The following is a 22,991-nucleotide window of genomic DNA, read 5'->3' as shown; positions in this document are numbered from 1 at the left end:
CGGTTGTGACGACTCGTCGTCAGTCGAACAGCTCGGCCATGGTCTTGATGGTGACGGCTCGCCCGATCCACTCTTCGAGCTGGTCGAGGTCCGTGCACGAGGTGATCCGCTCGCGGGCTGCGGCGGGAACGTCGAAGCCCCGGGCGGCCAGCACCGCCAGCAGCGATCGGACTTCACCGCGGGCTTCGCCCTCGGCCGTGCCTTCGGCCTTGCCCTCGAAGAAGTAACGGCGGGCGAAGTCGCTCTGGTATTCGTAGGTTCCGGTGCTCATCAGTGCCTCCAAATGGTGTCGGGTCGCAATCGGCAACGCTGCGAGCACGAGGTCAGCGTACAGGCTGGCTTGCTCGTCTTCGAGGGTCCGCAGTGCGCGCAGGAAGGAATCAAAGATCTTGTCACGCTGTGGGTCTTGGCTGTGGGCCATGACCGAGAGCAGCGACAACTCCGGATTGTCGGCAGCCTCCGTGGCGTCCGTGACCACAGGCACCTGCTGCGGGCCGAGCACCAACGGGCGCAGCTCCCACCCGGGATGCCCGATGTGAATGGGCTGGGCGCACCATTCGGCGGACCTGCTGTCCGGGCTGAGCACGAGCAGCACGGTCGGGCAACGGAGCCGCGCGTGCAGGGTGGTCAGATAGACCGGCCAGGTGCGTCGTTTCGCCGCATCGGGCTTGAGCTGTATCTCGACGATCACGGCGAGCACCGCCTGCTCGCCGGCGAGCAGGGTGACCACCACATCGGCGCGATATTCGGTCGGGGTCAGGTCGGGCAGATCGCCGGAGTCGAGGCGCGCGTGCTGCCAGGCGGGAACGTCCAATTCGAACAGTCCGGCGATCAGGTCGGCGGCGAACGCGGGTCGCTGACGGAAGACCTCGATGAGCCCCTCGTGTAGTGAAGACGGCATCCCGTCACGTTAGCGATGGGATGTGATGAAGGAGTACCGCTACTGGCCGGTTGTTACTCTTATCACTGTAGGACTGGACACAGTGGAGGGCGACGCGAGTGCCTTCACCCAGCGACTCCACTCGGGCTGCCGCCGATAGCCCGCCGCCGACCAGGAGCCGTGGGCCGGCGTGTTGTCGTCGAGCACCATCGCATCCGCGCGGTGTCCGCCCAGCTCCGCGAACCGAGCCTCGGCCGCGTCGATCAGCGCCCGTCCGATGCCACGCCGCCGCCGCTGCGGATGCACCGCGAAGCGGTAGAGGTGGCACCGCCACCCGTCCCAGCCCGCGATCAGCGAACCCACGATCTCCGTGCCGTCGACCGCGAGCAGCAGCGCGTCCGGATCGCGCGCCAGCAACTGCCGCACCGCATCGGCGCTGTCGACCCGGTCGGTGCCCTCGGCGGCGATCACCCAGAACGCCAGGAGCGGCTCGATGTCGGCGGGAACGGCGCGGCGCAGCTCGACGGTCATGATCCACAGTCTGCCGCATGCAGACCGGGCATCAGAACCGGTACCGCAGCACCCAGCCGCTGTTGTTCCACGACGGCACCGCCCGGATCACCGCGCAGAGCATCCGATAGGCGAGCGGTGTCTGCGCGAGCAGGGGCGTCTGCATCTGGTTGACCACCTCCACGCAGCTCAGCCTGGGTTCGAGCCGGGTCAGACCGCGAGGGTCGTCGAGCCACCAGCGCTCGACGATGCCGTACTTCTCGAACAGCGGCACCGGTCGCTTGTCGCGCTGGCGCTGCACCGCCGAGGAGGTGATGTTGAAGGCGATCTCGCCGTGCGGGAAGTGATCGACGATCCGCCGCAGGACGCTGCGCACCTCCTCCTCACCGAGGAAGCCGAGCAGACTGTCGGCGACCGCGATCACCGGACGGTCGGCCGGTACGCCATCGAGCCAGCCGGGGTCGAGGACCGAGGTGCCGAGGAAGGTGTGCTCGTGGCGCGGCGGGTAGAGCTGCTCGGCGATCGCCAGGACATCGGGGAGGTCCACGTCGAACCAGGGGTGCCCGGCCGGCGGGTCGACCCGGGTCGCCCGGCTGTCGAGGCCGCTGCCCAGATCCAGCACGACGGCGTCGGGGTGCCCGGCGAGGAACTGGGTGATCCACTCGTCCATCAGCCGGGAGCGGATGCTGACGGCGTACTGGCCGATCTTCATGCTCTTGAACTGGTCGAAGTCGAAGTCGAGCCGCTCGACCGCCGCGGCGGCGAGCCGGTCGCGGAGGATCGACCGCGATCGTCGGCTGTCCAGCCACCGCAGGTAGAGCTCGATCAGTGCGGTGACGCGGACGCCGGTGAAGGTCTCGGGAACGGGGATGGACTTCATCTCAGCTGCCTTCCTGATAGCCGGTCTGGCGCATGACGCCGAGGAGGAACTCCTCGATCTGCCGGGGTGTGCTGTCGTCGGGGTGGCTGGTCAGGTGCACCGCCACCGCTCCGGTGAGGATCGTGGCGATGACGGCGAGGTCGGTGCCGGGTGGAAACCGTCCGGCGTCGCGAGCTCGCGCCAGGGTGGCCCGGATCGCCTGCTCCCGGGGCCGGATGCCGGTCTCCAGGTAGGCGTCGCGCAGCTCCGGCTGATCCTGCAGCGCGGTCATCAGGCGCCGGGCGAGACGCCGGTGCCGCGAGTCGCTGAGGTGCTCGGCGAGCAGCGTCAGGAGCTGCCCGAACTCCAGATCGTCGGGAACGCCCGCCGGTGCCTCGTGACCTGCGGTGATCGCGGCGATGAGGAGGGCGATCCGATCGGGGAAGCGGCGGTAGACGGTCGCCCGGGTGACGCCGGCCAGCCGCGCGACCTGCTCGATGCCGACGGCGTCGACGCCGCGCTCGATGAGCAGGTCCAGCGCGGCCGCGGTGATCGCCGCGTCGGTCTCGGCCTGCCGTGGTCGCCCGGGGCCTCGTCGATCGTCCATGCATTTACAATACAGCTGTGCTCTGTATTGTAAATACCGCCTCCTCCGGCGTCGATCGCCGCTAGCCTCGTGGGCATGATCTTCGGGTGGGATGCCTCCGACTACGACCACGACCGCGGCATGCGCTCGTCCCACATCGAGGCCGCCGCCCGCGAGGGGATCGAGTTCTTCACCCACAAGGCGACCGAGCACACCCCGACGACCGTGCACGAGCACGGGCACTTCGGCGAGAAGGTGGCCGCCGCCCGGGACGCCGGAATCCCGTTCATCGGGGCCTACGTGGTGGCGCGGACCGGCGTACCGGAGGAGAAGCAGGCGGCGATGGCGGTGGAGTTCGTCCGGGAGCAGGCGGCGTTCCTGCTGGCCGAGCCGAGCGGGTTCCGCCGGTTCCTCTGGCAGGTCGACCTGGAGCACTGGGACTACGACAAGGTCGACGCCGCCGTGGGGGAGCGGCTCGCCGAGGAGCTGGAGCAGGCCACCGGGCATCGTGCGGTGATCTACGCGCCGCGCTGGGCCTACGCCGACGCGATCCCGGGCGACCGTCCGCTGTGGAACAGCGACTATCGGGGGTCGGGCGCGCCGGGTCCCTTCCGCGAGCAGTGGGCGCGGGTCGAGGCGAGCGACACCAACGACGGGTTCGCCCCGATGTCGGGCCGGGTGCCGCGAATCCTGCAGTACGCTTCCGACGCCACGATCGGCGGGCAGCAGATCTGCGACGCCAACGTGTTCCGGGGATCGCTGGACGATTTCGACACGATGATCACGCTGCTGCCCTGATGGGGGCCGCTGGGGCGACTCGGATCACCCGAATAGTGGCCTGCCTCACCTCTAATGACGATAGGCATTTCGGGAAAACGAGCTATCCTTGCCGCCCAGCAGAGGGTGACAGAGTCGCCACCCCCCGCAACCATCCTGGCGATGCGCCAACGGCCCACGAAGCCCTGGCGGCAGAGGATGACATGATCCGCGATCGCGTCGGTGCCACAAGTCACCGACGCCGGGGAGGGTGACAGGTTATGAGCACTATCGACTACGACACACCACGTCAGGCAGCGGTCGAGGAAGACAGTCTCGAAGAGCTGCAGACACGGCGTACGACGGCGCAGAGCGCAGCGGCCGACCTGGACGGGCCGGACCCGTCCGACGTCCTCGATCTGCCCGGCGCGGACCTCTCCGACGAGGAGCTCACGGTCGCGGTCGTGCCGATGCAGGCCGACGAGTTCCGCTGCTCGAGCTGCTTCCTCGTGCACCACCGCAGCCAGCTCGCCCGGCAGCGCAACGGCGAGCCGATCTGCACCGAATGCTCGTAAGAAACAGTGGTGCCGCCTGACGGCAACCGTCAGGCGGCAGGGAGCTCTATTGCTGGGTCGTTTCGCTCTCGCGCGCTTCTGTGCGGCGTCTTCCCTCTATTGCTGGGTCGCTCCGCTCTCGCGCGCCTCTGTGCGGCGTCTTCCCTCGTCGCTTCGCTCCTCAGTCCAGACGCCGCGGCGCGCTTCGCTTCGCTCTCAGATGCCGCAGGCGCTCGCCGACCAGAACTGGCCGGCCCGGTCGGCCACGTGGGCGTGGTCGCTGTGGTCGGGGTAGCCGGGGCCGAGGATCTCCCGGAACCCGTGGTAGCGGGCCTCCTTGGCGAGCGTGCAGTAGGACGGCGTACCGGCCAGGTCCGCGGCGTCGCCGTAGAGGTGTCGGCTGTTGGAGGCGCCGCCGACCGCGTTGTTGCAGGCGGTGCTGCGGAAGCCGCTGCTGACCACGATCCCGGGGCCGCCGAGCGCCTTGCGCAGCGCCTGGAGCTTCCACATCGTGACCAGGGCGTTCGCCTTCGCCTGCGCCGCCGAGACGGCGCCACCGGCCCAGGTCGAGTTGCAGTTGTTGAGCTCGGCGTAGCTGAAGTTGATCGGCGTGCAGTCGTTGTCCTGCAGCGCGTAGATCTGGTTGAAGGTCTGTGGTCCGGCGATGCCGTCCGCCGACAGCCCGTAGGCCTGCTGGAAACGGATCACGGCTGACTTCGTCGCCGGTCCGAAGACGCCGTCGAGGCCGATCTCGCTGGCGTAACCGGGGTAGCCGGAGACGCGGATCTGCAGCTGGCGCACATCCTCGCCGCTGGTGCCCTGTGCGAGCGAGCGGCCCCAGGTGTAGCAGCCGTCGGCGTGGGCGGGTTCGGCGATCGTCACTGCGCCGGCCAGCGCCAGTGCGATCGTCACGAGCAGGGTGGAGAGTCTTCTCCGCATGAATTTCTCCTCGACCGTTGGGGGTTTACGGCGAGGCCGCCTCGGTCACGTCCGAGGCGGCCCCGGGGAGCCATGTCGAGTTCCTTCGCTCGACATTCATGTATCGAAGATTATTGCCAGCCGGGTGTCAAGGTCCAGAACAAGAACCCCCGGCCGGTACGCCGACCGCTACATCTCCAGTCCGCCCGCCGCCATGACGGGGCGCACCTCCATCGCCCAGCGGGACGCGTCCGGCCAGCGTGCCGCGATCTCCACGGCACGCTCGGGGCGATCCGTCTCGATCATCAGGTACCCGGCGAACTGCTCCTTCGTCTCGATGAAGGGCCCGTCGGTGACGGCGGGGACTCCGTTGCGTACCCGGACGGTCTTGGTCTGGACCGGGTCCGCGAGCGCTTCGCCACCGATGAGCTCGCCCGACTCGGTCAGCTCGGCCATGACGACGTCGACCTCCGCCATGAACGCGTCGAGCTCGGCAGCGGGCAGTCCGGCCAGGTCCGCCTGGTTGTTGTAGATCAGCAGCATGTACTTCACGACTTCACTCCCTATCAGTGTTTGCAGGTGGGTCGGAGCGGAACCCGGGTTCTCGACATCGGCTTGACATGTGACCAAATGGTCACCTATTTTGAAGGGGTGAGCGACGACGACCTCGTATTCAAGGCGTTGGCCGATCCGACCAGGCGATTCCTGCTGGACCGGCTCTTCGCCAAGGACGGTGCCACGTTGACGGAGCTGGAGTCCTCGCTCGAGATGACCCGGTTCGGGGTCATGAAGCACCTGAAGGTGCTGGAGGAGGCCGGGCTCGTCGTCACCAGGCGGTCGGGCCGCGAGAAGTTGCACTTCCTCAACGCGGTGCCGATCCGTCAGATCCATGACCGATGGATCGACAAATACACCGAACGCCAGGTCACCGCGCTGATAGAACTCAAGAAGGAACTGGAGGAACAGCCATGAACGCAGCGACGACCACCATCACCCAGGTGAACGAGGTCTACATCCGGGCCGGCGCCCAGGCGATCTGGGACGCGATCACCCAGCCCGACTGGACCGAGCGCTACGGCTACGCCTGCCGCTCGGACTACGACCTGCGCCCCGGCGGTGCCTTCCGCAGCGATGCGGGCCCGGAGATGCAGGCGATGGGCATGCCGGAGCATGTCGTCGACGGCGAGGTCATCGAGGCCGACCCGCCGCACAAACTCGTGCAGACCTGGCGTTTCCTCTGGAGCGACGAGATCAAGGCTGAGGGGCCTAAGCGGCTGACCTACAAGATCACCGAGACCGCCCCCGGCGTCTGCAAGCTCACGATCACCCACGAGTTGGACAACGCCCCCCTGACGGAGGAGATGGTCACCGGCCGAATCCCCAACGCCGGCGGCGGCTGGGTCTACGTCCTCAGCGACCTGAAGTCCCTCCTCGAAACCGGTAGGCCCCTAGCCGGGCAGTAAGCACCAAAATCGCGTTGATCAAGGGAAGACTCGCCGCAAATCGGACACCCGAGATGGTGAGTCTTCCCTTGATCAACGCGAATATGAGGGCTTACGCGACGCCGAGGTAGGCCTCCTTGACCACCGGGTCGTGGAGGAGGTCGGCGCCCGTTCCCGTCTTGACGATGCGGCCGGTCTCCAGGACGTAACCCCGGTGCGCCCTGCTCAGGGCCTGCTGGGCGTTCTGCTCCACCAGGAGGATGGTCATGCCCTGCTGGTTGATCTCGGTGATGATGTTGAAGATCTGCTGGATCAGCATCGGGGCCAGCCCCATGCTCGGCTCGTCCAGGAGCAGCAGCTTGGGGCGGCTCATCAGGGCCCGGCCGACCGCCAGCATCTGCTGCTCGCCGCCCGAGAGGGTGCCGCCGATCTGCTTGCGGCGCTCGGCCAGCCGGGGGAAGAGCTCAAAGACGCGATCCTGATCGGTACGGATCCCGGCCGCATCCCGTCGGGTATAGGCCCCCATGTCCAGGTTCTCCTGCACCGACATGCCCGGGAAGAGCCCCCGGCCCTCGGGCGACTGGCAGATGCCGCGAACCACCCGCAGGTCGGCCCGTAGACGGGTGATGTCCTCGCCGTTGAACTTGATCGACCCGCTCGCCACCGGCCGGAGCCCCGAGACGGCCCGCATCGTGGTCGACTTCCCGGCGCCGTTGGCACCGATCATCGCGACGATCTCGCCCTCGTCGACGTGCAGGCTGATCCCGTGCAGCGCCTGGATCCGGCCGTAGAGCAGGGTGATGTCGGAGATCTCAAGCAGCATCGGTCGGCTCTCCCAGGTAAGCGGCGATGACCCGCGGATCCGTGCGTACCTTGGCCGGCTGCCCATCGGCGATCTTGCGGCCGAACTCCAGCACCACGAGCCGGTCCACGACCCCCATGACGAGGCGCATGTCGTGCTCGACCAGCAGGATCGTCACGCCGCTGTCGCGGATCCCGCGGATCAGCGTGAGCAGCCGCTCCTTCTCCGCCGGGTTGAAACCGGCCGCCGGCTCGTCGAGGCAGAGCAGCTTCGGGTCGGTGGCGAGCGCCCGGGCGATCTCCAACCGGCGCTGGTCGCCGTAGGGCAGGCTGCGCGACACCTCCCCGGCCCGCTTCTCGATGCCGACGGTGCGCAGCAGCTCCATCGACTTCTCCCGGCCCTCGCGCTCCTCGCGGCGGTGCCGGGGCAGCCGGAAGAGCGCGCCGGGCACGCTGGTGAGGTGCCGGGCGTCGGCGCCGACCATGACGTTCTCCAGCGCGGTCATCTCGGGGAAGAGCCGGATGTTCTGGAAGGTACGCGCGATGCCGAGCCGGGTGATCTCGTGCTTCTTCTTCCCGGTGAGCGGCTGCCCCTCGAACCTGATCTCGCCGCTGGTCGGGCGGTAGACGCCGGTCATCACGTTGAAGCAGGTCGTCTTGCCCGCGCCGTTGGGCCCGATGAGACCGAAGATCTCACCGGGGTAGATCGAGAAGTTGACCTTGTCGAGTGCCACCAGGCCGCCGAAGCGCAGGGTGACGTCGTCGACCTCCAGCAGCGCGCCCGGGTGCGGATGCCGGACCGCCGCATCCGGACCGGACGACCCGTTCGAGGTCGGGATCGGCGCGTCGACCGGCGTACCGGCGGTCGCGTCGTCCCAGGTGCGGTCGTCGCTGACGGGTTCGCTCACTGCGGTGCCACCTCTCCGGCCCGGTCCTTGAACTCCATGGCGCGGCGGCGGCTCGGGATGATGCCCTGCGGCCGGAAGATCATGATCAGGATGATCGCGAGGCCGAAGATGAGGAACCGGTACTCGAAGGCATCGGTCCCGGCGATCTCGACGCCGCGCAGCCGGTCGGGGATGTAGGCGATGATCGCGCCGCCGAGGATCGCGCCGGCGATGTTGCCCGCGCCGCCCATCACGACACCGGCGAGGATCAGGATCGAGAACTGGAGGATGAAGGTCGACGAGTTCATGAAGCCCTGGATGCCGGCGAAGAGTACGCCGCCCAGCCCCGCGACGGCCGCACCGGTGGCGAAGGCCCACAGCTTGAACTTGATCGTGCGTACCCCCATGATCTCCGCGGCCTCCTCGTCCTCGCGGACCGCGACCCAGGACCGGCCGACCCGGCTGCGGTCGAGGTTGCGGACGATGACGATGACCAGCAGGATCACGCAGAGGCCGAGCCAGAAATAGGGCGTGGCGTCGCGGACGCCGAAGATCGCCGCACCGTCGGGCAGCCTGCCCGGCGGGTGCGGGATGCCGCCGAAGCCCCGGTCGCCGCGGAGGAATTCGGAGCTGTCGGCGACGATGCGGATGATCTCGGCGAAGCCCAGCGTCACGATCGCCAGGTAGTCGCCGCGCAGCCGCAGGGTCGGCCAGCCGAGGATCAGGCCGGAGAGCATCGTCATGACGATGGCGATCGGCACGGCGGCGAGCCACGGCCACATCGTGCCGAGCTCGCTGTCGGGGGAGCAGAGGACGGCGACGGTGTATGCGCCGATGGCGAAGAAGCCGACATACCCCAGGTCCAGCAGGCCTGCGTAGCCGACGACGACGTTGAGGCCGAGCGCCAGCAGCACGAAGTACGACATGTTGAACAGGGCGCTCGGCCAGTCCACGCCCTGGGTCTCGATCTGCGGCCCGATCAGCGGGATCGACCCGACATAGGGCAGCAGGAACGCCGCGAGGACGCCCACCGCGCCGATGCCCCAGCGGGCGAGCTTCGGCAGGCCCTGGAACCACTGCCGGATGGAGTCGAGTCCGAGGTGGATGCCGCCGGATCCGCCGGTCGACTTGCGATGCTGGCTCATGCGCGGGCCCGTCCCAGCGACTCGCCGAGCAGACCGGTGGGGCGGAACATCAGGATCGCGATGAGCAGCACGAAGGCGACCACGTTCTTCCACTGGGTGCCGAAGAGCCCGGCGCCGTAATTCTCGGCGACACCGAGGATGAAGCCGCCGATCAGCGCGCCGCGCAGGTTGCCGATGCCGCCGAGCACGGCCGCGGTGAAGGCCTCGATGCCGAGCAGGAAGCCCGCGTCGTAGCGGGTGTCGCCGATCTTCAGGACGTACATGACGGAGGCGACACCGGCCATCACGCCGCCGAGCAGGAAGACGAGGGAGATCACCCGGGTCTTGTTGACGCCCATCAGCGCCGCGCTGTCGGGGTTCTGGGCGACCGCGCGGACGCCCCGGCCCAGCCGGGTGCCGTTGATGAAGCGGTCGAGCACGAACATCATCACCAGCGCCAGCACGATGATGAGGATCTGCAGGTTGGTGACCTTCATGTTGCCGATCTGGAAGACCGTCGACGGCTGGATCAGCGGCGGTACCCCGCGGATGTTGCGGTCGGTCTTGATGCCGACGGCCTCGGAGATGACGACCGAGGCGCCGATGGCGGTGATGAGGAAGGCGAGCGGCGGTGCGTTGCGGCGGCGCAGCGGCCGGTAGGCGGCGACCTCGACGATGAGCGCCATCACCCCGGAGACGACCATGGCGCCGATCAGGCCCAGCACGAGCAGGCCGATGACGGCGCCGGTGGCCGGGGTGGCGGAGTTCTGGTCGAGGCCGAACCAGCCCCAGACGACGAGGCAGGCGAAGGTCCCCACCATGAAGACCTCGGAGTGGGCGAAGTTGATGAGCCGCAGCACGCCGTAGACGAGGGTGTAACCGAGGGCGAACAGGGCGATGATCGCGCCTTGCGCGAGCCCGGTGATGGTGAGTGGGCCGAAGTCGCGGATCAGGTCGGAGAAGTTCACGGTGCCTCCAGGCAGAGCCGCTGGGGGCGACGTGCCCCCAGCGGCGGTGGCGATCAGATCTTCGGAGCCTCTTGGTCCGGCTGAGCCGTCCCGTTGGCGTCGAACTTGAAGGCCCAGACCTTGATCTGGGCCGGGTCCAGCTCGCCGGTGGAGGTGAACTTGTAGGTGTTGGCGATGCCCGCGTAGTCGACGCCGGTCAGGTAGTCGTTGAGCTTCTGCGGCGTGGTGTTGCCGGCGCCGATGCCCTGCATCAGGATGTTCGCCGCGTCGAAGGCCACGTCGCTGTAGGTGCCCGGGTCGACGTTCCACTTCGCCTTGTAGTCGGCGACGAACGTGCCGCCCGCCTTGGCCGCCGGGGCGCAGGGGCAGGTCACGATCGAGCCGGCGGCCGCCGCGTTGCCGGCCGCCTTGGCGAAGCCGGGGTCGTTGACGCCGTCGCCCGCGACGAGCGTGCCGGTCCAGCCGGCCGCCGTGAGCTGCTTACGCAGCAGGCCCGCGTTCTGGTAGTAGCCGCCGTAGAAGAAGGCGGTCGAGCCGCTGGAGACGACCTTCTGGACCGTCGCGGAGAAGTCGGTCTGCTTGCCGTCGGCGGCGGTCTTGTCGCTGGCGACCACGAGCCCGCCGAGCTTGGCCTTGACGATGTCGGCGAGGCCCGCGCCGTATGCGGACTGGTCGTCGCCGACGAAGACCTTCTCGGCCTTGAGCGAGTTCTTGATGTAGCCGGCGGCCGCGGGGCCCTGCGCGTCGTCGTTGGCGACCGCGCGGTGGAAGACCTTCCAGCCCTTGGTGGCGAGCGAGGTCCGGGTCGCCGACGGCGTGATGAGCGGGATGCCCGCCTCCTGGAAGATCGGGTTCGCCGCCTCGGACTCGCCGGAGAAGGCCGGTCCGACGATGCCGAGGATCTTCTTGTCGGTGACGAGCTGGCGGGCGAGGCCCGGCGCCACGTCGGGGCTGCCCTGCGAGTCGAACTTCTTCAGCGTGACGCAGTCCTTGCCGTTCTTGGTGTTGTACTGGTCGACCGCGAGCTCCGCACCCTGTTCGATGTTGACGCCGAGGCCTGCGGCGGAGCCGGTGAGCGCGCCGAAGAACGCGATCTCGAAGCCGCAGTTGCCGCCGCCCGCGGCGTCGTCGGAGCCGCTGTCGGAGTTGCACCCGGCCAGGCCGGTGATGAAGAGGGCGGCGACCGCGGTGCCGCCGACCGCTCGAAGGAGTTTCCCGGCGCGATGGCCGGAGTTGATCGTGAACATTCATGTCCCCCAACTGGCGAGATAGCCATCCGGCTGCCCCATAGCTCAATTCAACGCAAGATATATGAGATAAAGAGGACAAATACGGATATAGAATAAAAAACGCCGGTCAGCGATGGGTCGGTTGCGGCTGCTCGGCCGCCTCCCGGCCCGCGCGCCTTCCGCTCGCCTTTCCGGGTACGCCGTGAGCCGGCCCCGAGTGGGTCACAATGGACCCATGCGCCTGCCGATCCTGCCGCCGGTCTCACCGATGCTGGCCAAGCCGCTCAAGAAGCTGCCCGAGGGCAACCTGTCCTTCGAACCCAAGTGGGACGGCTTCCGATCGATCATCTTCCGCGACGGCGACGAGGTCGAGATCGGCAGCCGCAACGAGAAGCCGATGACGCGCTACTTCCCGGAGCTGGTCACGGCGTTCCAGGCCAACCTGCCGGAGCGGTGCGTCATCGACGGCGAGATCATCCTGATCGAGCCCGGCGGCGACCGGCTCAACTTCGACATGCTCCAGCAGCGCATCCACCCCGCCGCGAGCCGGGTGAAGCTGCTCGCGGGCGAGACACCGGCCAGCTTCGTCGCCTTCGACCTGCTGGCGCTGGGCGACGACGACTTCACCGGCCGCCCCTTCGCCGAGCGCCGTGCGGCGCTGGAGGAGGCGCTCGCGGCGTCGAAGGCGCCGGTCTTCCTCACGCCCACCACGCTCGACAACGCGCTCGCGCAGCAATGGTTCGACCAGTTCGAGGGCGCGGGCCTCGACGGCGTGATCGCGAAGCCGCTGGACGGGCTCTACGAGCCGGACAAGCGCACCATGTTCAAGATCAAGCACGAGCGCACCGCGGACTGTGTCGTGGCCGGTTACCGCGTGCACAAGTCGGGGCCCGACGTGATCGGATCGCTGCTGCTCGGCCTCTACAACGACCAGGGGGTGCTCGTCAGCGTCGGGGTGATCGGCGCCTTCTCCGCCGCCCGGCGCAAGGAGCTCTTCGAGGAGCTGCAGCCGCTCGTGACCACTTTCGACGAGCACCCGTGGGCGTGGGCCAACCAGTTGGAGGGCAACCGCACCCCGCGCAACTCCGAGGGCAGCCGCTGGTCGGTCGGGAAGGACCTCTCCTTCACCCCGCTGCGCCCGGAGCGCGTCGTCGAGGTGCGCTACGAGCACATGGAGGGCGAGCGCTTCCGCCACACCGCCCAGTTCAACCGCTGGCGCGAGGACCGCGACCCCCGGTCGTGCACCTACGAGCAGCTCGAAGAGGTGGTCCGGTTCGATCTGGCCGACGTGCTGACCGCACGATAGGTTGGCCGGGTGACGTCCTTTGACCTCGTCTGCGAGATCGAGCCGCCGACCCGTCCGGACCTGCGGCACGTCCGGCACCAGATCGGCGTTCTCGCTCCGGTGGCGCACTCGTTCCTCATCCCTGACAACCACATCGGCCGGGCCACGGTCTCCAGCATCGCCGTGGCACACGAGGTCGCGGCGATGGGCGGGCGCAGCATCGCCTGCCTCAACTCACGCGACCGCAACCTGCTCGGCTTCCGCCGCGACCTGATGACGGCCGCCGCCTACGGCGTCGAGGAGTTCCTCTTCGTCTATGGCGACAAGCCGACGGTCGGCGACCGCACCAGCGAGCTCACGGTCCGCGCGATGATCGAGGAGACCCGGCAGCTCGCCGACGATCCGGCTTTCGCGGGGTGCCCGCCGTTCCGGATCGGCGTCGCGTCGGGGCTGCGCAAGGTGCCCAGCTTCAAGAAGACGGCCGACTTCATGTTCGCCCAGATGAGCTTCTCGGTGGAGGCGCTGCTGCGCTGGCGGGACTCGGTCTCGCTGGACATGCCCGTCTATGCCGGGGTGATGGTGCTGGCGAGTCCGGGGATGGCCCGGCGGCTCGCCGCGACCATCCCCGACATCGAGTTCCCCGACGCTCTGATCGAGCGGGTCGCCGCCGATCCTCGGGCCGGGGTCGACGCCGCGTTCGAGCAGATCGAGGCGCTGCGGGAGAGTGGCGCCTTCCACGGCGTCCACCTTGTGCCGGTCTCCCGCTATCGTGAGATGGCGCTCCGGCTAGAAGGCCGCTGACCTGCATGTTTCGTCTCAGGCAGAAGTAGGTTGTCCGGTTAAGGCCGGCCATGTCATTGTCTGTCCCGCAGATAGCCAACGACCTGGAGAAACACATGCACAACCTTCGAATGACGGTAGCCGCTGCGATGGCGGCGGCTGCCACGGTGGCCGTGACGACCCTGACGCTGACGGCGCCGGCCCAGGCGGCTAGCTACCCGTGTTACAAGATCAGCAAGACGTCGACGACGGCGAACGGCTGGTGCGACGGCAACGGTCCCTACCCGACCTACCAGGTGGAGACCTGGTGCTACAACCCCACGTCGGGCAACAGCGTGACCAAGAAGGGCCCGATGAAGTGGTTGGGTGACCGCAACGGCTCCTCCGTGACCTGCCCGTCGGACTACCCGGTGCGGACCGGGACGGCGCAGATCTTCGTCTACGACTCCAACCACCTGCCGCTCTACCGGTTCGACTTCTGATCCGGTCGGGTCGGCCCGGTCGAGGCCGGGCCGACCCGGATGTCAGCCGGTGAGGCGGACGGCCCAGGGCCGCACCCGGACCTGGAGCACCCCGGCCGTCACGGCGGTGTCCGCCGACTGGACGAGCGCCGTGAACTCCGCCGCCGCGGCGGCCGGCACCCGGATGACCGCCATCCCCTCGCCCACGCCGTCGAGGGGACCAGCGGCGACCAGCACTCCGTGCTCGCGCAGTCGCAGCAGGAACGCCGGATGTCCGGCGAAGTCCGGATGAGCGAAGACCTCGGCCGACGGCCAGACGGCCGGACCGGGCGTGTGCAGCAGGGCGAACCAGACCTCACCGTCCACATCGGCCGGACCGGGCTTCGCGGCGAGCTCGGCGTAGGCACCGAAGACGAGCGGCCAGCCCTGCTCATAGCCGCTGCGGCGCGCCATCGGGTCGGCGAGCCGCTCCCAGCCCCGGTGCTCCAGGGTGACCAGCGTCTGGTGCTCGCCGACGGCGGCGAAGGTCACCTCGACCTCGGTCGCGTCGTCGGGCCCGCGGCCGGGGTGCCAGGTGATCAGCAGGCGCTGCGGTGGCGCCCACTCCAGCACGGAGCCCCAGACGGACTCGTCGCCGTCCGGCCCGGTCTCGACCACGGCGCCGTCGCGGAAGGCGACCGTGCCGCCCGCGCCGAAGACGCTGTGGTTCTCGCCGAGCGGCCACCAGGCCCCGATCTCCTCGGTGAAGACGGCGAACGCGAGCTCCGGCCCCGATGGCACGACGACCTGGCGGCGAACCGGTGGCAGTGGCTTCATGACGACTCCTCCACACGTGCGGTCACCCTCGCCGCGTAGGCGCCCAGCGCCTCGTCCCACGTCTGCACCAGCCACTGCTGCAGTGCGGTGAAGCCCTCGGGCGCCAGCGCGTAGAGGTTGCGGGTGCCGACGCTGCGGTGCTCGACGAGCCCGGCGCCCTCCAGCACCCGCAGGTGCTTGCTGACGGCGGGCCGGCCGACGGGCAGCGCGGAGGCGAGCTCGCCGACCGGGAGCGGTCCGTGGCGGAGCCGCTCGACGATGAGGCGCCTGGTCTGGTCGCCCAACGCGTCGAACACGGCTTCGGCGGGTGATTGGTTGCTCATAAGTAACGGTTACTCTACAGCAACCAATCGGGTCCGCCTAGGGCTTCTCGTAGGAGAACCTGATCCCATCCCCCTCATGCAGCACGAATACGGGGGAGTCGCCCGGACGCCAGCGGGAGGAGACGAGGAAGACGTTGCCGTCGATCCGGTCCATCAGCTTCAGCCCCTCGTAGCGGTACTGCTTCGGCACCGGCGCAAGGCCCTCGACGTCCGTGCCGAGAACCGTCTCGGTGATGATGCCGTCGCTGAGGTGCAGCGGCCGGTCGCTGACGATCGTCACGTCGACCCGGTCCGGCAGCTCGGCGACGAACCGGTCGGCCATCCGGGCACCGACGACGGTGGCGAGGTTGCTCGCCGCCCAGAAGAGGCCGACGGCCGTCACCAGCAGGATGAAGAGCTGCGCCTGCGCGGGCAGCACCGAGCCCGCGTCGCGGCGCAGCAGCTCCAGCCGGACGGCGAAGACGAGCAGCAGGAAGCCGACCGTGATCGTCACCGGCGCGAGCAGGAAGGTCACCGGCTCCTCCAGGACGCTCGCCGCGATCGACATGCCGATCGGAGTCGCGATCGCCACGCCGACGAGAACCCACGGCACCAGGCGGGCGCCCGCCGAGGGGCCGGTGGCGAGCCGGGTGAGCCGCTTGCCGAGCCAGAGCCAGGCGAGCCCGCCCAGGCCGAGGGCGAGCAGCAGCCACTGCACCTGGTCGATGCTGCGCAGGATGAGCTCGGAGGAGGACATGCCGAGGATCGCCTCGTCGATGCCGAGCTCGTCGGCCATCACCTCGGTTCGCCGCCAGCCGAAGTAGACCAGCACGGCGGTGATCACGGTGGCGTTGGCGAGCAGGAGCAGGAGGTGCCGGGTGAGCTCGCCGGAGGTGGTCTCGGCGCGGGCCGCCACGGGCTGCTCGGTCATCACCGCACCCCCGGTGCCCCGTCGAGGCGCGGATCCGGCCGGTCGCCGGTGTTCCACGCCACGATGGCCGGGGCGATCTCGTCCGCCCGCCGGCAGGGCAGGTCGTCCTTGGATTTCTGCAACAGAGCACTCCCCACTGACTTGTACGCCTCACACACGTGCCAGCGCAGCACGGTGGTCGTCTCGACGTCCCAGCCGATCCCGGTCCAGCCGCCGTAGCCGCGGGACACCACGTCCCAGACCGTGCGGGCCCGGGTCGTCTCGCCGTCGCAGAGCTCCACGGCGGCCTGGAAGAGCAGCACCGCCCGGGGGTCGTCGAAGCTGCCCCAGCCGGGCACGTCGCCGTCGGCGTCCTTGCGCCGCATCATCGCCCGCGCGTCGCCGCAGTGGGACCTCGCCAGTTCGACATAGACGGCACTCTCGATGCGCTGATCCGGTGACCTGTCGCCCTGCGGCAGCCCGAAGGCGTACCTCGACTTCGGTGGTGCGGCCGGTGGTGCGCCGCCGGGCGTGCATTCGCCCTGCGTGCCGCAGCCGGCGAGCAGGACGGTGGCGAGCAGGGCGGTGAGGACGGTCCGGTGGTGGCGCATGACTGCTCCTGGGATCTCTGCGGCGAAGGGTAGACGCCGTTCGCTCAGGAAGGGAAGAGGATCCAGGTGCAGATACAAAAATTGTTACCGTCATGCGTTGACTTTTAACGAACGCAGTCGTAATTTTCTTCACCACAGGCAAGTGGTGAAAGGAATTATCGTGACGGTCTCGCCAACGGGTGTGCTCGGTCGGCTGAAGATGGAGCTGCCCACCCTGCCCGACGCGCTACAGCGGGTCGCGGAGCAGATCCTCGAGGACCCGGCCGAGGCGGCCCAGGCGTCCATCGTGGACCTGGCGGAACGCTCTGGCACCTCCACCGCGACGGTCACCCGCTTCTGCCGGGTGCTCGGCTTCGCCGGTTATGCCGCCCTGCGAGTGGCGATCGCCACCGAGAGCGGCCGGGCCCAGCAGGCCCGCTGGGAAACCGACATCGACGGCGACATCGAGCCCGACGACCCGCTCGACCGGGTGCTCGGCATCATCGCCGGTGCCGACGCCCGCGCGATCCAGGAGACCGCCGACCGGCTCGACCTCGCCGAGGTGGCCCGGGTCGCCGACGCGATCGCGACCGCCTCCCGGGTCGAGCTCTTCGGCCTCGGCAGCAGCGGCACGTCCGGCCGGGAGATGGCGTTCCGACTGGAGCGCATCCGGGTGCCCTGCTGGTTCCGCCCCGACGCGCACACCGCGCTCACCAACGCGGCGCTGCTCGGCCCCGGCGATGTCGCCATCGGACTGTCGCACAGCGGCCGCACCCGTGAGGTGATCGAGACCCTCGCCGTCGCCGCCGAGCAGGGCGCGCTGACCGTCGCGGTGACCTCCTTCGCCCGCTCGCCGCTCGCCGACGCGGCCGATGTCGTGCTGACCACGGCCGCCCACGAGACGACCTTCCGGCTCGCCGCGCTCTCCGCGCTGCACTCCCAGCTGGTCGCGCTCGACCTGGTCTATGTGGCGGTCGCGCAGCGCACCTACGCCCGCACCACCGAGGCGTTCGAGGTGACGGCGCGGGCCGTGCAGGCACACCGCCTGCACGACGAGGCTTCCGGCGCACGTCGCGCCCGGCAGCGGAAAACACCCACGGAGGACAAGTGAGAACGACCGAGATCAGCAGTCAGGCGTATCTGGCCCTGATCAGCGAGGCCGTGGCCGCGGTGGGCCGCGAGCAGGAGGAGGCGGTGCAGCGCGCCGCCGACCTGATCACGGCCTCGCTCGACAGCGGCGGCGTGGTGCAGGCCTTCGGTTGCGGGCACTCCGAGGCCCTCGCCATGGAGATCGCCGGCCGGGCCGGTGGCCTCGTGCCCACCAACCGCATCGCCCTGCGCGACATCGTCCTCTATGGAGGGTTGCCGCGCGAGGTGCTGGAGGACCCCATGCTGGAGCGCGACCCCACGGTCGCCCACCGGCTCTACGAACTGACCGCCATCAAGCCGGCCGACGTCTTCGTCGTCGCCTCCAACTCCGGCATCAACGGCGTGGTCGTCGAGTTCGCCCTGCTCGTCAAGGAGCACGGGCACCAGCTCATCGCGATCACCTCGACGGAGCACAGCGCGCGCTCGACACCCCGGCACCCGTCGGGCAAGCGCCTGTCGGAGATCGCCGACATCGTCCTGGACAACGGGGCACCCTACGGCGACGCGGCGATCGGGCTGCCCGACGGCGGCGCGGTCGGTGCGGTCTCGTCGGTCACGGCGGCGGTGCTGGCCCAGATGATCGTCACCGAGGTCGTGCGCCGTCAGCTCGCGGCGGGACAGACCCCGCCCATCTACCTGTCCGCCAACGTCGACGGCGGACATGAGCACAACCAGGTATGGGAACAGCGGTACGCCGGTCGCATCCGGCGTACCGCCTGAATCGAAATTGAGGCCCTGATGAACCCCTCTTCCAACAATCCACCCTACCCAACCAGACGGACCGTCCTGCGTAGTGCGGCTGCCGTGGGCGTCGCCGGTGTCGCCGGAGCCGCTCTCGCGGGCTGCGTCACCGGCGGCGACGACGGCGACACCGGCACCAAGGGCGACAAGAGCGCGACCAACCCGCTCGGCGTCCCGGTCGATGCCCCGCTCGAGGTCGTGATCTTCAAGGGCGGCTACGGCGACGACTACGCCAAGCAGGCGGGCAGCCTGTATACGCAGAAGTACCCGAAGGCGGCGATCGACCACAAGGGGATCCAGCGCGTCGGTGACGTGCTCCAGCCCCGCTTCGTCGCCGACACCCCGCCCGACGTCGTCGACAACAGCGGCGCCGGCCGGCTCGACCTCGCCACCCTCGTCGCGTCGAAGAAGCTCAAGGACCTGGGCGAGCTGCTCGACTCGCCGAGCGTCGACGACCCGAGCAAGAAGGTCCGCGACACGCTGCTGCCCGGCGTCGTCGAGGACGGCACCTTCGACGGCTCGGTGCAGGTCCTCAACTTCTCGTCCGTGCTGTGGGGGGTGTGGTATTCGAAGTCCCTCTTCGCGAAGAACGGCTGGACCTTCCCGACGACGTGGGAGGAGATGCTGACCCTCGGCGACACCATCAAGAAGACCGGCGTCGCGCCGTGGACGTGGCAGGGCAAGTACCCGGAGTACATGAACGACCCGCTGCAGTCCCTCGCGGCCAAGGCGGGCGGCATGGACCTGGTCAAGGCGATCGACAACCTGGAGCCCGGTGCCTGGCAGAGCGCGCCGATGCTCGCCGCCGCCGAGGCGATCCACCAGCTCGTCGTGCGGGGCCACATCATGACCGGCTCCGAGGCGCTGTCGCACACCGAGGCGCAGAACGCCTGGTGCAAGGGGCAGGCGGCCTTCATCCCGTGCGGTTCGTGGCTCGAGGGCGAGCAGCAGGCGGTCACCCCGGCCGGCTTCGACATGGTGATGGCGGCGGTGCCCGCGCTGACGGGCAGCGACAAGCTCGCCAACGGTGCGGTGCAGGGTGCCAGCAGTGAGTCGTTCCTGGTCCCGGCGAAGGCGAAGAACCCGCAGGGCGGTCTGGAATATCTCCGCCTGCTCTTCTCCAAGCAGGTCGCCCGGGGCTTCGCCGAGTCGGCGAAGGCGCTGCCGGTCGTCATCGGCGCCACCGACGGGCTCACCCTCTCCAGCGGCCTGTCGTCGGTCGCCGCGGCGGCGAAGGCGGCCGGTCCGAACGTCTTCACCTACCGCTTCCGCACCTGGTACGCACCGCTGAGCAAGGCGTTCGACGACGCGACCGGTGAGCTGCTCACCAACCGGGTCAACCCGGCGCAGTGGGCCGAGCGGATCCAGAAGGCCGCCGACTCGGTCGCCAAGGACAGCTCCATCGTCAAGCACAAGCGCTGACGGGGGCGATGGTGACCATGCGGCACGGTAGGTACCGGTTCCTGGCCGGGGCGATGATCCCGCCCCTGCTGCTCTACGGCGTGTTCGTGCTCTCGCCGTACGCCCAGGCTTTCTACCTGGCCTTCACGGACTGGAACGGCCTGTCCGGCCAGGCGAACCTGGTGGGACTAGAGAATTTCGGCAAGCTGTGGAGCGATCCGCTGTTCCTGGCGGCCCTGCGCCACAACGGGCTGATGCTGCTCGTCGTGCCGCTGGTCACCATCGGACTGGCGCTGTTCTTCGCGGCCATGCTCGGAACGGGGGAGAAGCGGCGGGCGGCGAGCGCCTACCGGATCGTCTACTTCTTCCCGCAGCTGCTCTCGGTGGCGATCATCGCGGTGCTCTGGCAGTTCGTCTACACCCCCAACAGCGGCCTGCTCAACGGGCTGCTGAGCGGGATCGGCCTGCCGGGCCTGCGGCGCAGCTGGCTCGCCGAGCCGGATCTCGCGATCTGGGCGGTGATGGCGACGATGATCTGGGCCGCCGTCGGCTTCTACGTGGTGCTCTTCTCGGCCGCGATGGAGTCGATCCCGGCCGACGTGCTGGAGGCGGCGCTGCTCGACGGCGCCGGCCGCATGACCACCTTCCGGCGGATCACCCTGCCGCTGGTCTGGGACAGCGTCCAGGTCGCCTGGATCTATCTCGGTGTCGCGGCGCTGGACGGGTTCGCCCTGGTGCAGATCATGACGGTCGGCCCCGGCGGGCCGGACAACTCCACCGAGGTGATGGGGTTGAGCCTTTACCGCAACGCCTTCACCTACGGCAAGTTCGGCTACGCCTCCGCGATGGGCGTCGCCCTCTTCTTCCTGACCCTCACGCTGGCGGTGCTGCTGCTGCGAGTGTCCCGGCGCGAACGGGTGGAGCTCTCATGACTCGTGTTACCAACGGCGTGCTGCACGCGGTGCTCGCCCTCTGGGCGGCCCTCGTCACGCTGCCGCTGCTCTGGGCGGTCGTCTCGTCGCTCAAGACCGACGAGGAGATCTTCGACAGCCCGTGGTCGGTCCCGTCGAAGCTGCACTTCGAGAACTGGGGCCGGGCGTGGCAGGAGGCGCAGATCGGACGCTACCTGTTCAACACGCTGATCGTCGTCGGCGGCGCGCTGGTCCTGGTGATGCTGCTCGGCTCGCTCGTCGCCTACTGCCTGGCCCGCTACGAGTTCCCGGGCAACCGGGTCATCTACTACACGCTCATCGCGGGGATGCTCTTCCCGGTCTTCCTCGCCCTGGTGCCGCTCTTCTTCGTGGTCAACCGGATGGGGCTGCTCGGCACCTACCACGGGCTGATCCTGGTCTACGCCGCTTACGCCCTGCCGTTCACGGTCTTCTTCCTGCACGGCTTCTTCCGGACGCTGCCGACCGCCGTCGCCGAGGCCGCCTTCATCGACGGCGCCTCGCACGCCGGGGTCTTCTGGCGGGTCATGCTGCCGATGGCCCGGCCGGGCCTGATCAGCGTCGGCATCTTCAACTTCCTCGGGCTGTGGAACCAATACCTGCTGCCCGTGGTGCTCAACCCCGATCCGGATCGCTACGTGCTCTCCCAGGGCCTGGCCGCACTCGCGGTCAGCCAGGGCTACCGCAGCGACTGGAGCGGACTCTTCGCGGGACTGATCATCGCGATCATGCCGGTGCTCCTCGCGTACGTGCTGTTCCAACGGCAGATTCGCGCTGGTCTCACCGCGGGAGCGGTCAAGTAGCTCCGGTAATCCTCGCCGGAGCACCACCTCACGGAAGGACAGACCCCCATGTCACCTGTCCGTACCATCCGCCACCGGGCAGCCCTCGCGGCGGCCTCGGCGGCAGCGGTAGTGATCACCGGCAGCGTCGCCGCGTTCACCGCCACCGCGCCGGCCTCGGCCGCCGCCTGCAACCAGGTCCTCTTCGACGACTTCAACTACACGTCGTCGTCGGACTCGGCGATCAACAGCCGGGGCTGGTCCGTGCGGACCAACACCGGCGGACCGGGCGTACCCGGTGCCGCCTGGCCCGCGTCGAACATCAGCTTCCCCTCGATCACCGGCGGCAAGGCCCTGCAACTACGGGCCGCGACCGACGGCACGAGCGGCGGCACCAGCCAGGCGGAGTTCCTCAGCTCCTCCCGGCGGTTCTTCGAGGGCACCTACGGCGCCCGGGTCAAGTTCGCCGACGCGCCGGACTCCGGCACCGACGGCGATCACCTGGTGGAGACGTTCTTCACGATCACCCCGCTCAACTTCGACCTCGACCCCAACTACGGCGAGATCGACTTCGAGTACCTGCCCAACGGCGGCTGGGGCGAGCAGGGACCGATCTTCTACCAGACCACCTGGGAGACCTACCGCAACGAGCCGTGGCTCGCGGAGAACACCCACACCGAGGAGCGGGCCAGCTACAACGGCTGGCACGACCTCGCCTTCCAGGTCAGCGGCGGGCACGTCAAGTACTTCATCGACGGCGTGCAGGTCGCGGACCACTCGGGGATCTACTACCCCGAGACGCCGATGTCGCTGAACTTCAACCTCTGGTTCATCGACACGGCGGCGCACACCAGCGGCACCAGCGTCTACACCCAGCAGGTGGACTACTTCTACCACACGGTGGGAGAGGCGATCGCGCCCAGCGAGCTGAGCAGCCGCGTCAGCGCGCTGCGGTCGTCGGCCGTGGGCTTCACCGACACGATGGGTACGGGTGGCGGCACCTGCCCCACCGGCTCCCCGTCGGCGTCGAGCACCTCGAAGCCCCCGTCGCCGTCGGTGTCACCGTCGACGTCGGTCTCCCCGAGCCCGAGCCGCAGCCCCAGCACCAGCCCGAGCCCGAGTGGCCCGGTCGGCGGCTGTGGCACCCTGCGGGCCTGGGACTGGGGCACCGTCTACCTCGAGGGTGAGCTCGTCAAGCACGCCGGCCACAAGTGGCGGGCGCGCTGGTGGACCCTGGGCTCCGAGCCCGGCCTCACCGCGCAGTGGGAAGACAAGGGTCTCTGCTAGACAGAAGCCTGACCAGTGATAAC

The 22,991-nt window shown here is 68.9% G+C and carries 28 protein-coding genes; 13 read left to right on the top strand and 15 right to left on the bottom strand.

Annotated features, from left to right (window positions below):
• Positions 1–19: 19 nt before the first annotated feature.
• The 4 genes from F4553_RS12445 to F4553_RS12430 are packed head-to-tail and all read right to left on the bottom strand — an operon-like array spanning position 20 to position 2,856.
• Complete coding sequence (locus F4553_RS12445; RefSeq protein ID WP_184835593.1) at positions 20–901, bottom strand: hypothetical protein; 882 nt, start codon at positions 899–901, stop codon at positions 20–22.
• Between the two features lie 39 nt (positions 902–940).
• Positions 941–1,411 (bottom strand): GNAT family N-acetyltransferase, encoded by a 471-nt coding sequence (locus F4553_RS12440; RefSeq protein WP_184835591.1) that lies wholly within the window; start codon positions 1,409–1,411, stop codon positions 941–943.
• Positions 1,412–1,442: 31 nt separating this feature from the next.
• Positions 1,443–2,270: a class I SAM-dependent methyltransferase gene (locus F4553_RS12435; RefSeq protein WP_184835589.1), complete on the bottom strand. Its 828-nt coding sequence runs from the start codon at positions 2,268–2,270 to the stop codon at positions 1,443–1,445.
• A gap of 1 nt (position 2,271) precedes the next feature.
• On the bottom strand, positions 2,272–2,856 hold the full coding sequence (locus F4553_RS12430; protein WP_184835587.1) for a TetR/AcrR family transcriptional regulator: 585 nt from the start codon (positions 2,854–2,856) through the stop codon (positions 2,272–2,274).
• A 75-nt stretch (positions 2,857–2,931) separates the two neighbouring features.
• Between F4553_RS12430 and F4553_RS12425 the strand changes: the two genes are divergently transcribed.
• Together F4553_RS12425 and F4553_RS12420 are read left to right on the top strand one after the other, a co-directional pair.
• Positions 2,932–3,633 (top strand): glycoside hydrolase family 25 domain-containing protein, encoded by a 702-nt coding sequence (locus tag F4553_RS12425; RefSeq protein WP_184835585.1) that lies wholly within the window; start codon positions 2,932–2,934, stop codon positions 3,631–3,633.
• 239 nt (positions 3,634–3,872) lie between these two features.
• Positions 3,873–4,166: a DUF4193 domain-containing protein gene (locus F4553_RS12420; RefSeq protein WP_184835583.1), complete on the top strand. Its 294-nt coding sequence runs from the start codon at positions 3,873–3,875 to the stop codon at positions 4,164–4,166.
• A 195-nt stretch (positions 4,167–4,361) separates the two neighbouring features.
• Here F4553_RS12420 and F4553_RS12415 read toward each other — a convergent pair whose 3' ends face one another.
• Both F4553_RS12415 and F4553_RS12410 read right to left on the bottom strand, forming a co-directional pair.
• Entirely contained in the window at positions 4,362–5,084 is a 723-nt protein-coding gene (locus F4553_RS12415) for a D-Ala-D-Ala carboxypeptidase family metallohydrolase (RefSeq protein ID WP_184835581.1), read from the bottom strand.
• Between the two features lie 168 nt (positions 5,085–5,252).
• Positions 5,253–5,606 carry a YciI family protein gene (locus F4553_RS12410; RefSeq protein ID WP_221470122.1) on the bottom strand — a complete coding sequence of 118 codons (354 nt, stop codon included), beginning with the start codon at positions 5,604–5,606 and terminating at the stop codon, positions 5,253–5,255.
• Between the two features lie 108 nt (positions 5,607–5,714).
• Here F4553_RS12410 and F4553_RS12405 point away from each other — a divergent pair, with 108 nt between their 5' ends.
• On the top strand, positions 5,715–6,035 hold the full coding sequence (locus F4553_RS12405) for an ArsR/SmtB family transcription factor (protein ID WP_184835577.1): 321 nt from the start codon (positions 5,715–5,717) through the stop codon (positions 6,033–6,035).
• Positions 6,032–6,526, top strand: coding sequence for an SRPBCC domain-containing protein (locus F4553_RS12400; RefSeq protein ID WP_184835575.1), 495 nt, complete (start codon positions 6,032–6,034; stop codon positions 6,524–6,526). The genes F4553_RS12405 and F4553_RS12400 overlap by 4 nt, the downstream gene beginning before the upstream one ends.
• Before the next feature lie 91 nt (positions 6,527–6,617).
• Here the strand turns inward: F4553_RS12400 and F4553_RS12395 are convergent, their stop codons facing one another.
• The 5 genes from F4553_RS12395 to F4553_RS12375 form a co-directional block, all read right to left on the bottom strand.
• The gene (locus F4553_RS12395) at positions 6,618–7,328 is read right to left on the bottom strand and encodes an ABC transporter ATP-binding protein (RefSeq protein ID WP_184835573.1); all 711 of its coding nucleotides are present in this window, start codon (positions 7,326–7,328) and stop codon (positions 6,618–6,620) included.
• A complete protein-coding gene (locus F4553_RS12390) occupies positions 7,318–8,145 on the bottom strand; it encodes an ABC transporter ATP-binding protein (RefSeq protein ID WP_376776261.1) in 828 nt (275 codons plus the stop codon). Before F4553_RS12390 ends, F4553_RS12395 begins: the two co-directional genes overlap by 11 nt.
• Before the next feature lie 65 nt (positions 8,146–8,210).
• Positions 8,211–9,278 (bottom strand): branched-chain amino acid ABC transporter permease, encoded by a 1,068-nt coding sequence (locus tag F4553_RS12385; protein WP_376776260.1) that lies wholly within the window; start codon positions 9,276–9,278, stop codon positions 8,211–8,213.
• Between the two features lie 56 nt (positions 9,279–9,334).
• Complete coding sequence (locus F4553_RS12380; protein WP_184835569.1) at positions 9,335–10,285, bottom strand: branched-chain amino acid ABC transporter permease; 951 nt, start codon at positions 10,283–10,285, stop codon at positions 9,335–9,337.
• Between the two features lie 53 nt (positions 10,286–10,338).
• Entirely contained in the window at positions 10,339–11,532 is a 1,194-nt protein-coding gene (locus F4553_RS12375; protein ID WP_184835567.1) for a branched-chain amino acid ABC transporter substrate-binding protein, read from the bottom strand.
• Positions 11,533–11,749: 217 nt separating this feature from the next.
• On the opposite strand from F4553_RS12375, the gene F4553_RS12370 reads away from it, so the two are divergent.
• From F4553_RS12370 to F4553_RS12360, 3 genes are all read left to right on the top strand, one after another.
• The gene (locus tag F4553_RS12370) at positions 11,750–12,820 is read left to right on the top strand and encodes an ATP-dependent DNA ligase (protein WP_184835565.1); all 1,071 of its coding nucleotides are present in this window, start codon (positions 11,750–11,752) and stop codon (positions 12,818–12,820) included.
• A gap of 9 nt (positions 12,821–12,829) precedes the next feature.
• Positions 12,830–13,600, top strand: coding sequence for a methylenetetrahydrofolate reductase (locus tag F4553_RS12365; protein WP_184835563.1), 771 nt, complete (start codon positions 12,830–12,832; stop codon positions 13,598–13,600).
• Positions 13,601–13,710: 110 nt separating this feature from the next.
• Positions 13,711–14,061 (top strand): hypothetical protein, encoded by a 351-nt coding sequence (locus F4553_RS12360; protein WP_184835561.1) that lies wholly within the window; start codon positions 13,711–13,713, stop codon positions 14,059–14,061.
• 42 nt (positions 14,062–14,103) lie between these two features.
• On the opposite strand, the gene F4553_RS12355 is transcribed toward F4553_RS12360, so the two are convergent.
• Genes F4553_RS12355 through F4553_RS12340 form a run of 4 tightly spaced genes read right to left on the bottom strand, consistent with a single transcriptional unit; the run spans position 14,104 to position 16,679 of the window.
• Positions 14,104–14,856: an SRPBCC domain-containing protein gene (locus F4553_RS12355; protein WP_184835559.1), complete on the bottom strand. Its 753-nt coding sequence runs from the start codon at positions 14,854–14,856 to the stop codon at positions 14,104–14,106.
• Positions 14,853–15,179, bottom strand: a complete 327-nt coding sequence (locus F4553_RS12350) for an ArsR/SmtB family transcription factor (protein WP_184835557.1) — start codon at positions 15,177–15,179, stop codon at positions 14,853–14,855. The genes F4553_RS12355 and F4553_RS12350 overlap by 4 nt, the downstream gene beginning before the upstream one ends.
• Before the next feature lie 37 nt (positions 15,180–15,216).
• Entirely contained in the window at positions 15,217–16,089 is an 873-nt protein-coding gene (locus F4553_RS12345) for a hypothetical protein (protein ID WP_184835555.1), read from the bottom strand.
• Complete coding sequence (locus F4553_RS12340; protein ID WP_184835553.1) at positions 16,089–16,679, bottom strand: hypothetical protein; 591 nt, start codon at positions 16,677–16,679, stop codon at positions 16,089–16,091. The genes F4553_RS12345 and F4553_RS12340 overlap by 1 nt, the downstream gene beginning before the upstream one ends.
• A 160-nt stretch (positions 16,680–16,839) precedes the next feature.
• Here F4553_RS12340 and F4553_RS12335 point away from each other — a divergent pair, with 160 nt between their 5' ends.
• The 6 genes from F4553_RS12335 to F4553_RS12310 all read left to right on the top strand — a co-directional run bounded on the left by F4553_RS12335 (position 16,840) and on the right by F4553_RS12310 (position 22,968).
• Positions 16,840–17,769 carry a MurR/RpiR family transcriptional regulator gene (locus F4553_RS12335; protein ID WP_312875178.1) on the top strand — a complete coding sequence of 310 codons (930 nt, stop codon included), beginning with the start codon at positions 16,840–16,842 and terminating at the stop codon, positions 17,767–17,769.
• The gene (locus F4553_RS12330) at positions 17,766–18,527 is read left to right on the top strand and encodes a sugar isomerase domain-containing protein (protein WP_376776205.1); all 762 of its coding nucleotides are present in this window, start codon (positions 17,766–17,768) and stop codon (positions 18,525–18,527) included. The genes F4553_RS12335 and F4553_RS12330 overlap by 4 nt, the downstream gene beginning before the upstream one ends.
• Positions 18,528–18,611: 84 nt before the next feature.
• Complete coding sequence (gene ngcE / locus F4553_RS12325) at positions 18,612–19,970, top strand: N-acetylglucosamine/diacetylchitobiose ABC transporter substrate-binding protein (protein WP_312875177.1); 1,359 nt, start codon at positions 18,612–18,614, stop codon at positions 19,968–19,970.
• Positions 19,971–19,987: 17 nt separating this feature from the next.
• A complete protein-coding gene (locus F4553_RS12320; RefSeq protein ID WP_184835547.1) occupies positions 19,988–20,881 on the top strand; it encodes a carbohydrate ABC transporter permease in 894 nt (297 codons plus the stop codon).
• Positions 20,878–21,702, top strand: a complete 825-nt coding sequence (locus tag F4553_RS12315) for a carbohydrate ABC transporter permease (protein WP_184835545.1) — start codon at positions 20,878–20,880, stop codon at positions 21,700–21,702. Before F4553_RS12320 ends, F4553_RS12315 begins: the two co-directional genes overlap by 4 nt.
• 48 nt (positions 21,703–21,750) lie before the next feature.
• Complete coding sequence (locus F4553_RS12310) at positions 21,751–22,968, top strand: family 16 glycosylhydrolase (protein ID WP_184835543.1); 1,218 nt, start codon at positions 21,751–21,753, stop codon at positions 22,966–22,968.
• Positions 22,969–22,991 lie beyond the last annotated feature (23 nt).

This window comes from Allocatelliglobosispora scoriae (assembly GCF_014204945.1).
GTDB classification, from domain to species: Bacteria; Actinomycetota; Actinomycetes; order Mycobacteriales; family Micromonosporaceae; genus Allocatelliglobosispora; species Allocatelliglobosispora scoriae.
This window is presented reverse-complemented; position numbering and strand designations above follow the sequence as displayed.

What these genes read in the sequence shown, in the direction of transcription:
- F4553_RS12445 (WP_184835593.1), bottom strand. Translation starts at nt 901, where the DNA reads ATGCCGTCTTCACTACACGAGGGGCTCATCGAGGTCTTCCGTCAGCGA.
- F4553_RS12440 (WP_184835591.1), bottom strand. Translation starts at nt 1,411, where the DNA reads ATGACCGTCGAGCTGCGCCGCGCCGTTCCCGCCGACATCGAGCCGCTC.
- F4553_RS12435 (WP_184835589.1), bottom strand. Translation starts at nt 2,270, where the DNA reads ATGAAGTCCATCCCCGTTCCCGAGACCTTCACCGGCGTCCGCGTCACC.
- F4553_RS12430 (WP_184835587.1), bottom strand. Translation starts at nt 2,856, where the DNA reads ATGGACGATCGACGAGGCCCCGGGCGACCACGGCAGGCCGAGACCGAC.
- F4553_RS12425 (WP_184835585.1), top strand. Translation starts at nt 2,932, where the DNA reads ATGATCTTCGGGTGGGATGCCTCCGACTACGACCACGACCGCGGCATG.
- F4553_RS12420 (WP_184835583.1), top strand. Translation starts at nt 3,873, where the DNA reads ATGAGCACTATCGACTACGACACACCACGTCAGGCAGCGGTCGAGGAA.
- F4553_RS12415 (WP_184835581.1), bottom strand. Translation starts at nt 5,084, where the DNA reads ATGCGGAGAAGACTCTCCACCCTGCTCGTGACGATCGCACTGGCGCTG.
- F4553_RS12410 (WP_221470122.1), bottom strand. Translation starts at nt 5,606, where the DNA reads ATGCTGCTGATCTACAACAACCAGGCGGACCTGGCCGGACTGCCCGCT.
- F4553_RS12400 (WP_184835575.1), top strand. Translation starts at nt 6,032, where the DNA reads ATGAACGCAGCGACGACCACCATCACCCAGGTGAACGAGGTCTACATC.
- F4553_RS12395 (WP_184835573.1), bottom strand. Translation starts at nt 7,328, where the DNA reads ATGCTGCTTGAGATCTCCGACATCACCCTGCTCTACGGCCGGATCCAG.
- F4553_RS12375 (WP_184835567.1), bottom strand. Translation starts at nt 11,532, where the DNA reads ATGTTCACGATCAACTCCGGCCATCGCGCCGGGAAACTCCTTCGAGCG.
- F4553_RS12370 (WP_184835565.1), top strand. Translation starts at nt 11,750, where the DNA reads ATGCGCCTGCCGATCCTGCCGCCGGTCTCACCGATGCTGGCCAAGCCG.
- F4553_RS12360 (WP_184835561.1), top strand. Translation starts at nt 13,711, where the DNA reads ATGACGGTAGCCGCTGCGATGGCGGCGGCTGCCACGGTGGCCGTGACG.
- F4553_RS12355 (WP_184835559.1), bottom strand. Translation starts at nt 14,856, where the DNA reads ATGAAGCCACTGCCACCGGTTCGCCGCCAGGTCGTCGTGCCATCGGGG.
- F4553_RS12350 (WP_184835557.1), bottom strand. Translation starts at nt 15,179, where the DNA reads ATGAGCAACCAATCACCCGCCGAAGCCGTGTTCGACGCGTTGGGCGAC.
- F4553_RS12345 (WP_184835555.1), bottom strand. Translation starts at nt 16,089, where the DNA reads ATGACCGAGCAGCCCGTGGCGGCCCGCGCCGAGACCACCTCCGGCGAG.
- F4553_RS12340 (WP_184835553.1), bottom strand. Translation starts at nt 16,679, where the DNA reads ATGCGCCACCACCGGACCGTCCTCACCGCCCTGCTCGCCACCGTCCTG.
- F4553_RS12320 (WP_184835547.1), top strand. Translation starts at nt 19,988, where the DNA reads ATGCGGCACGGTAGGTACCGGTTCCTGGCCGGGGCGATGATCCCGCCC.
- F4553_RS12315 (WP_184835545.1), top strand. Translation starts at nt 20,878, where the DNA reads ATGACTCGTGTTACCAACGGCGTGCTGCACGCGGTGCTCGCCCTCTGG.
- F4553_RS12310 (WP_184835543.1), top strand. Translation starts at nt 21,751, where the DNA reads ATGTCACCTGTCCGTACCATCCGCCACCGGGCAGCCCTCGCGGCGGCC.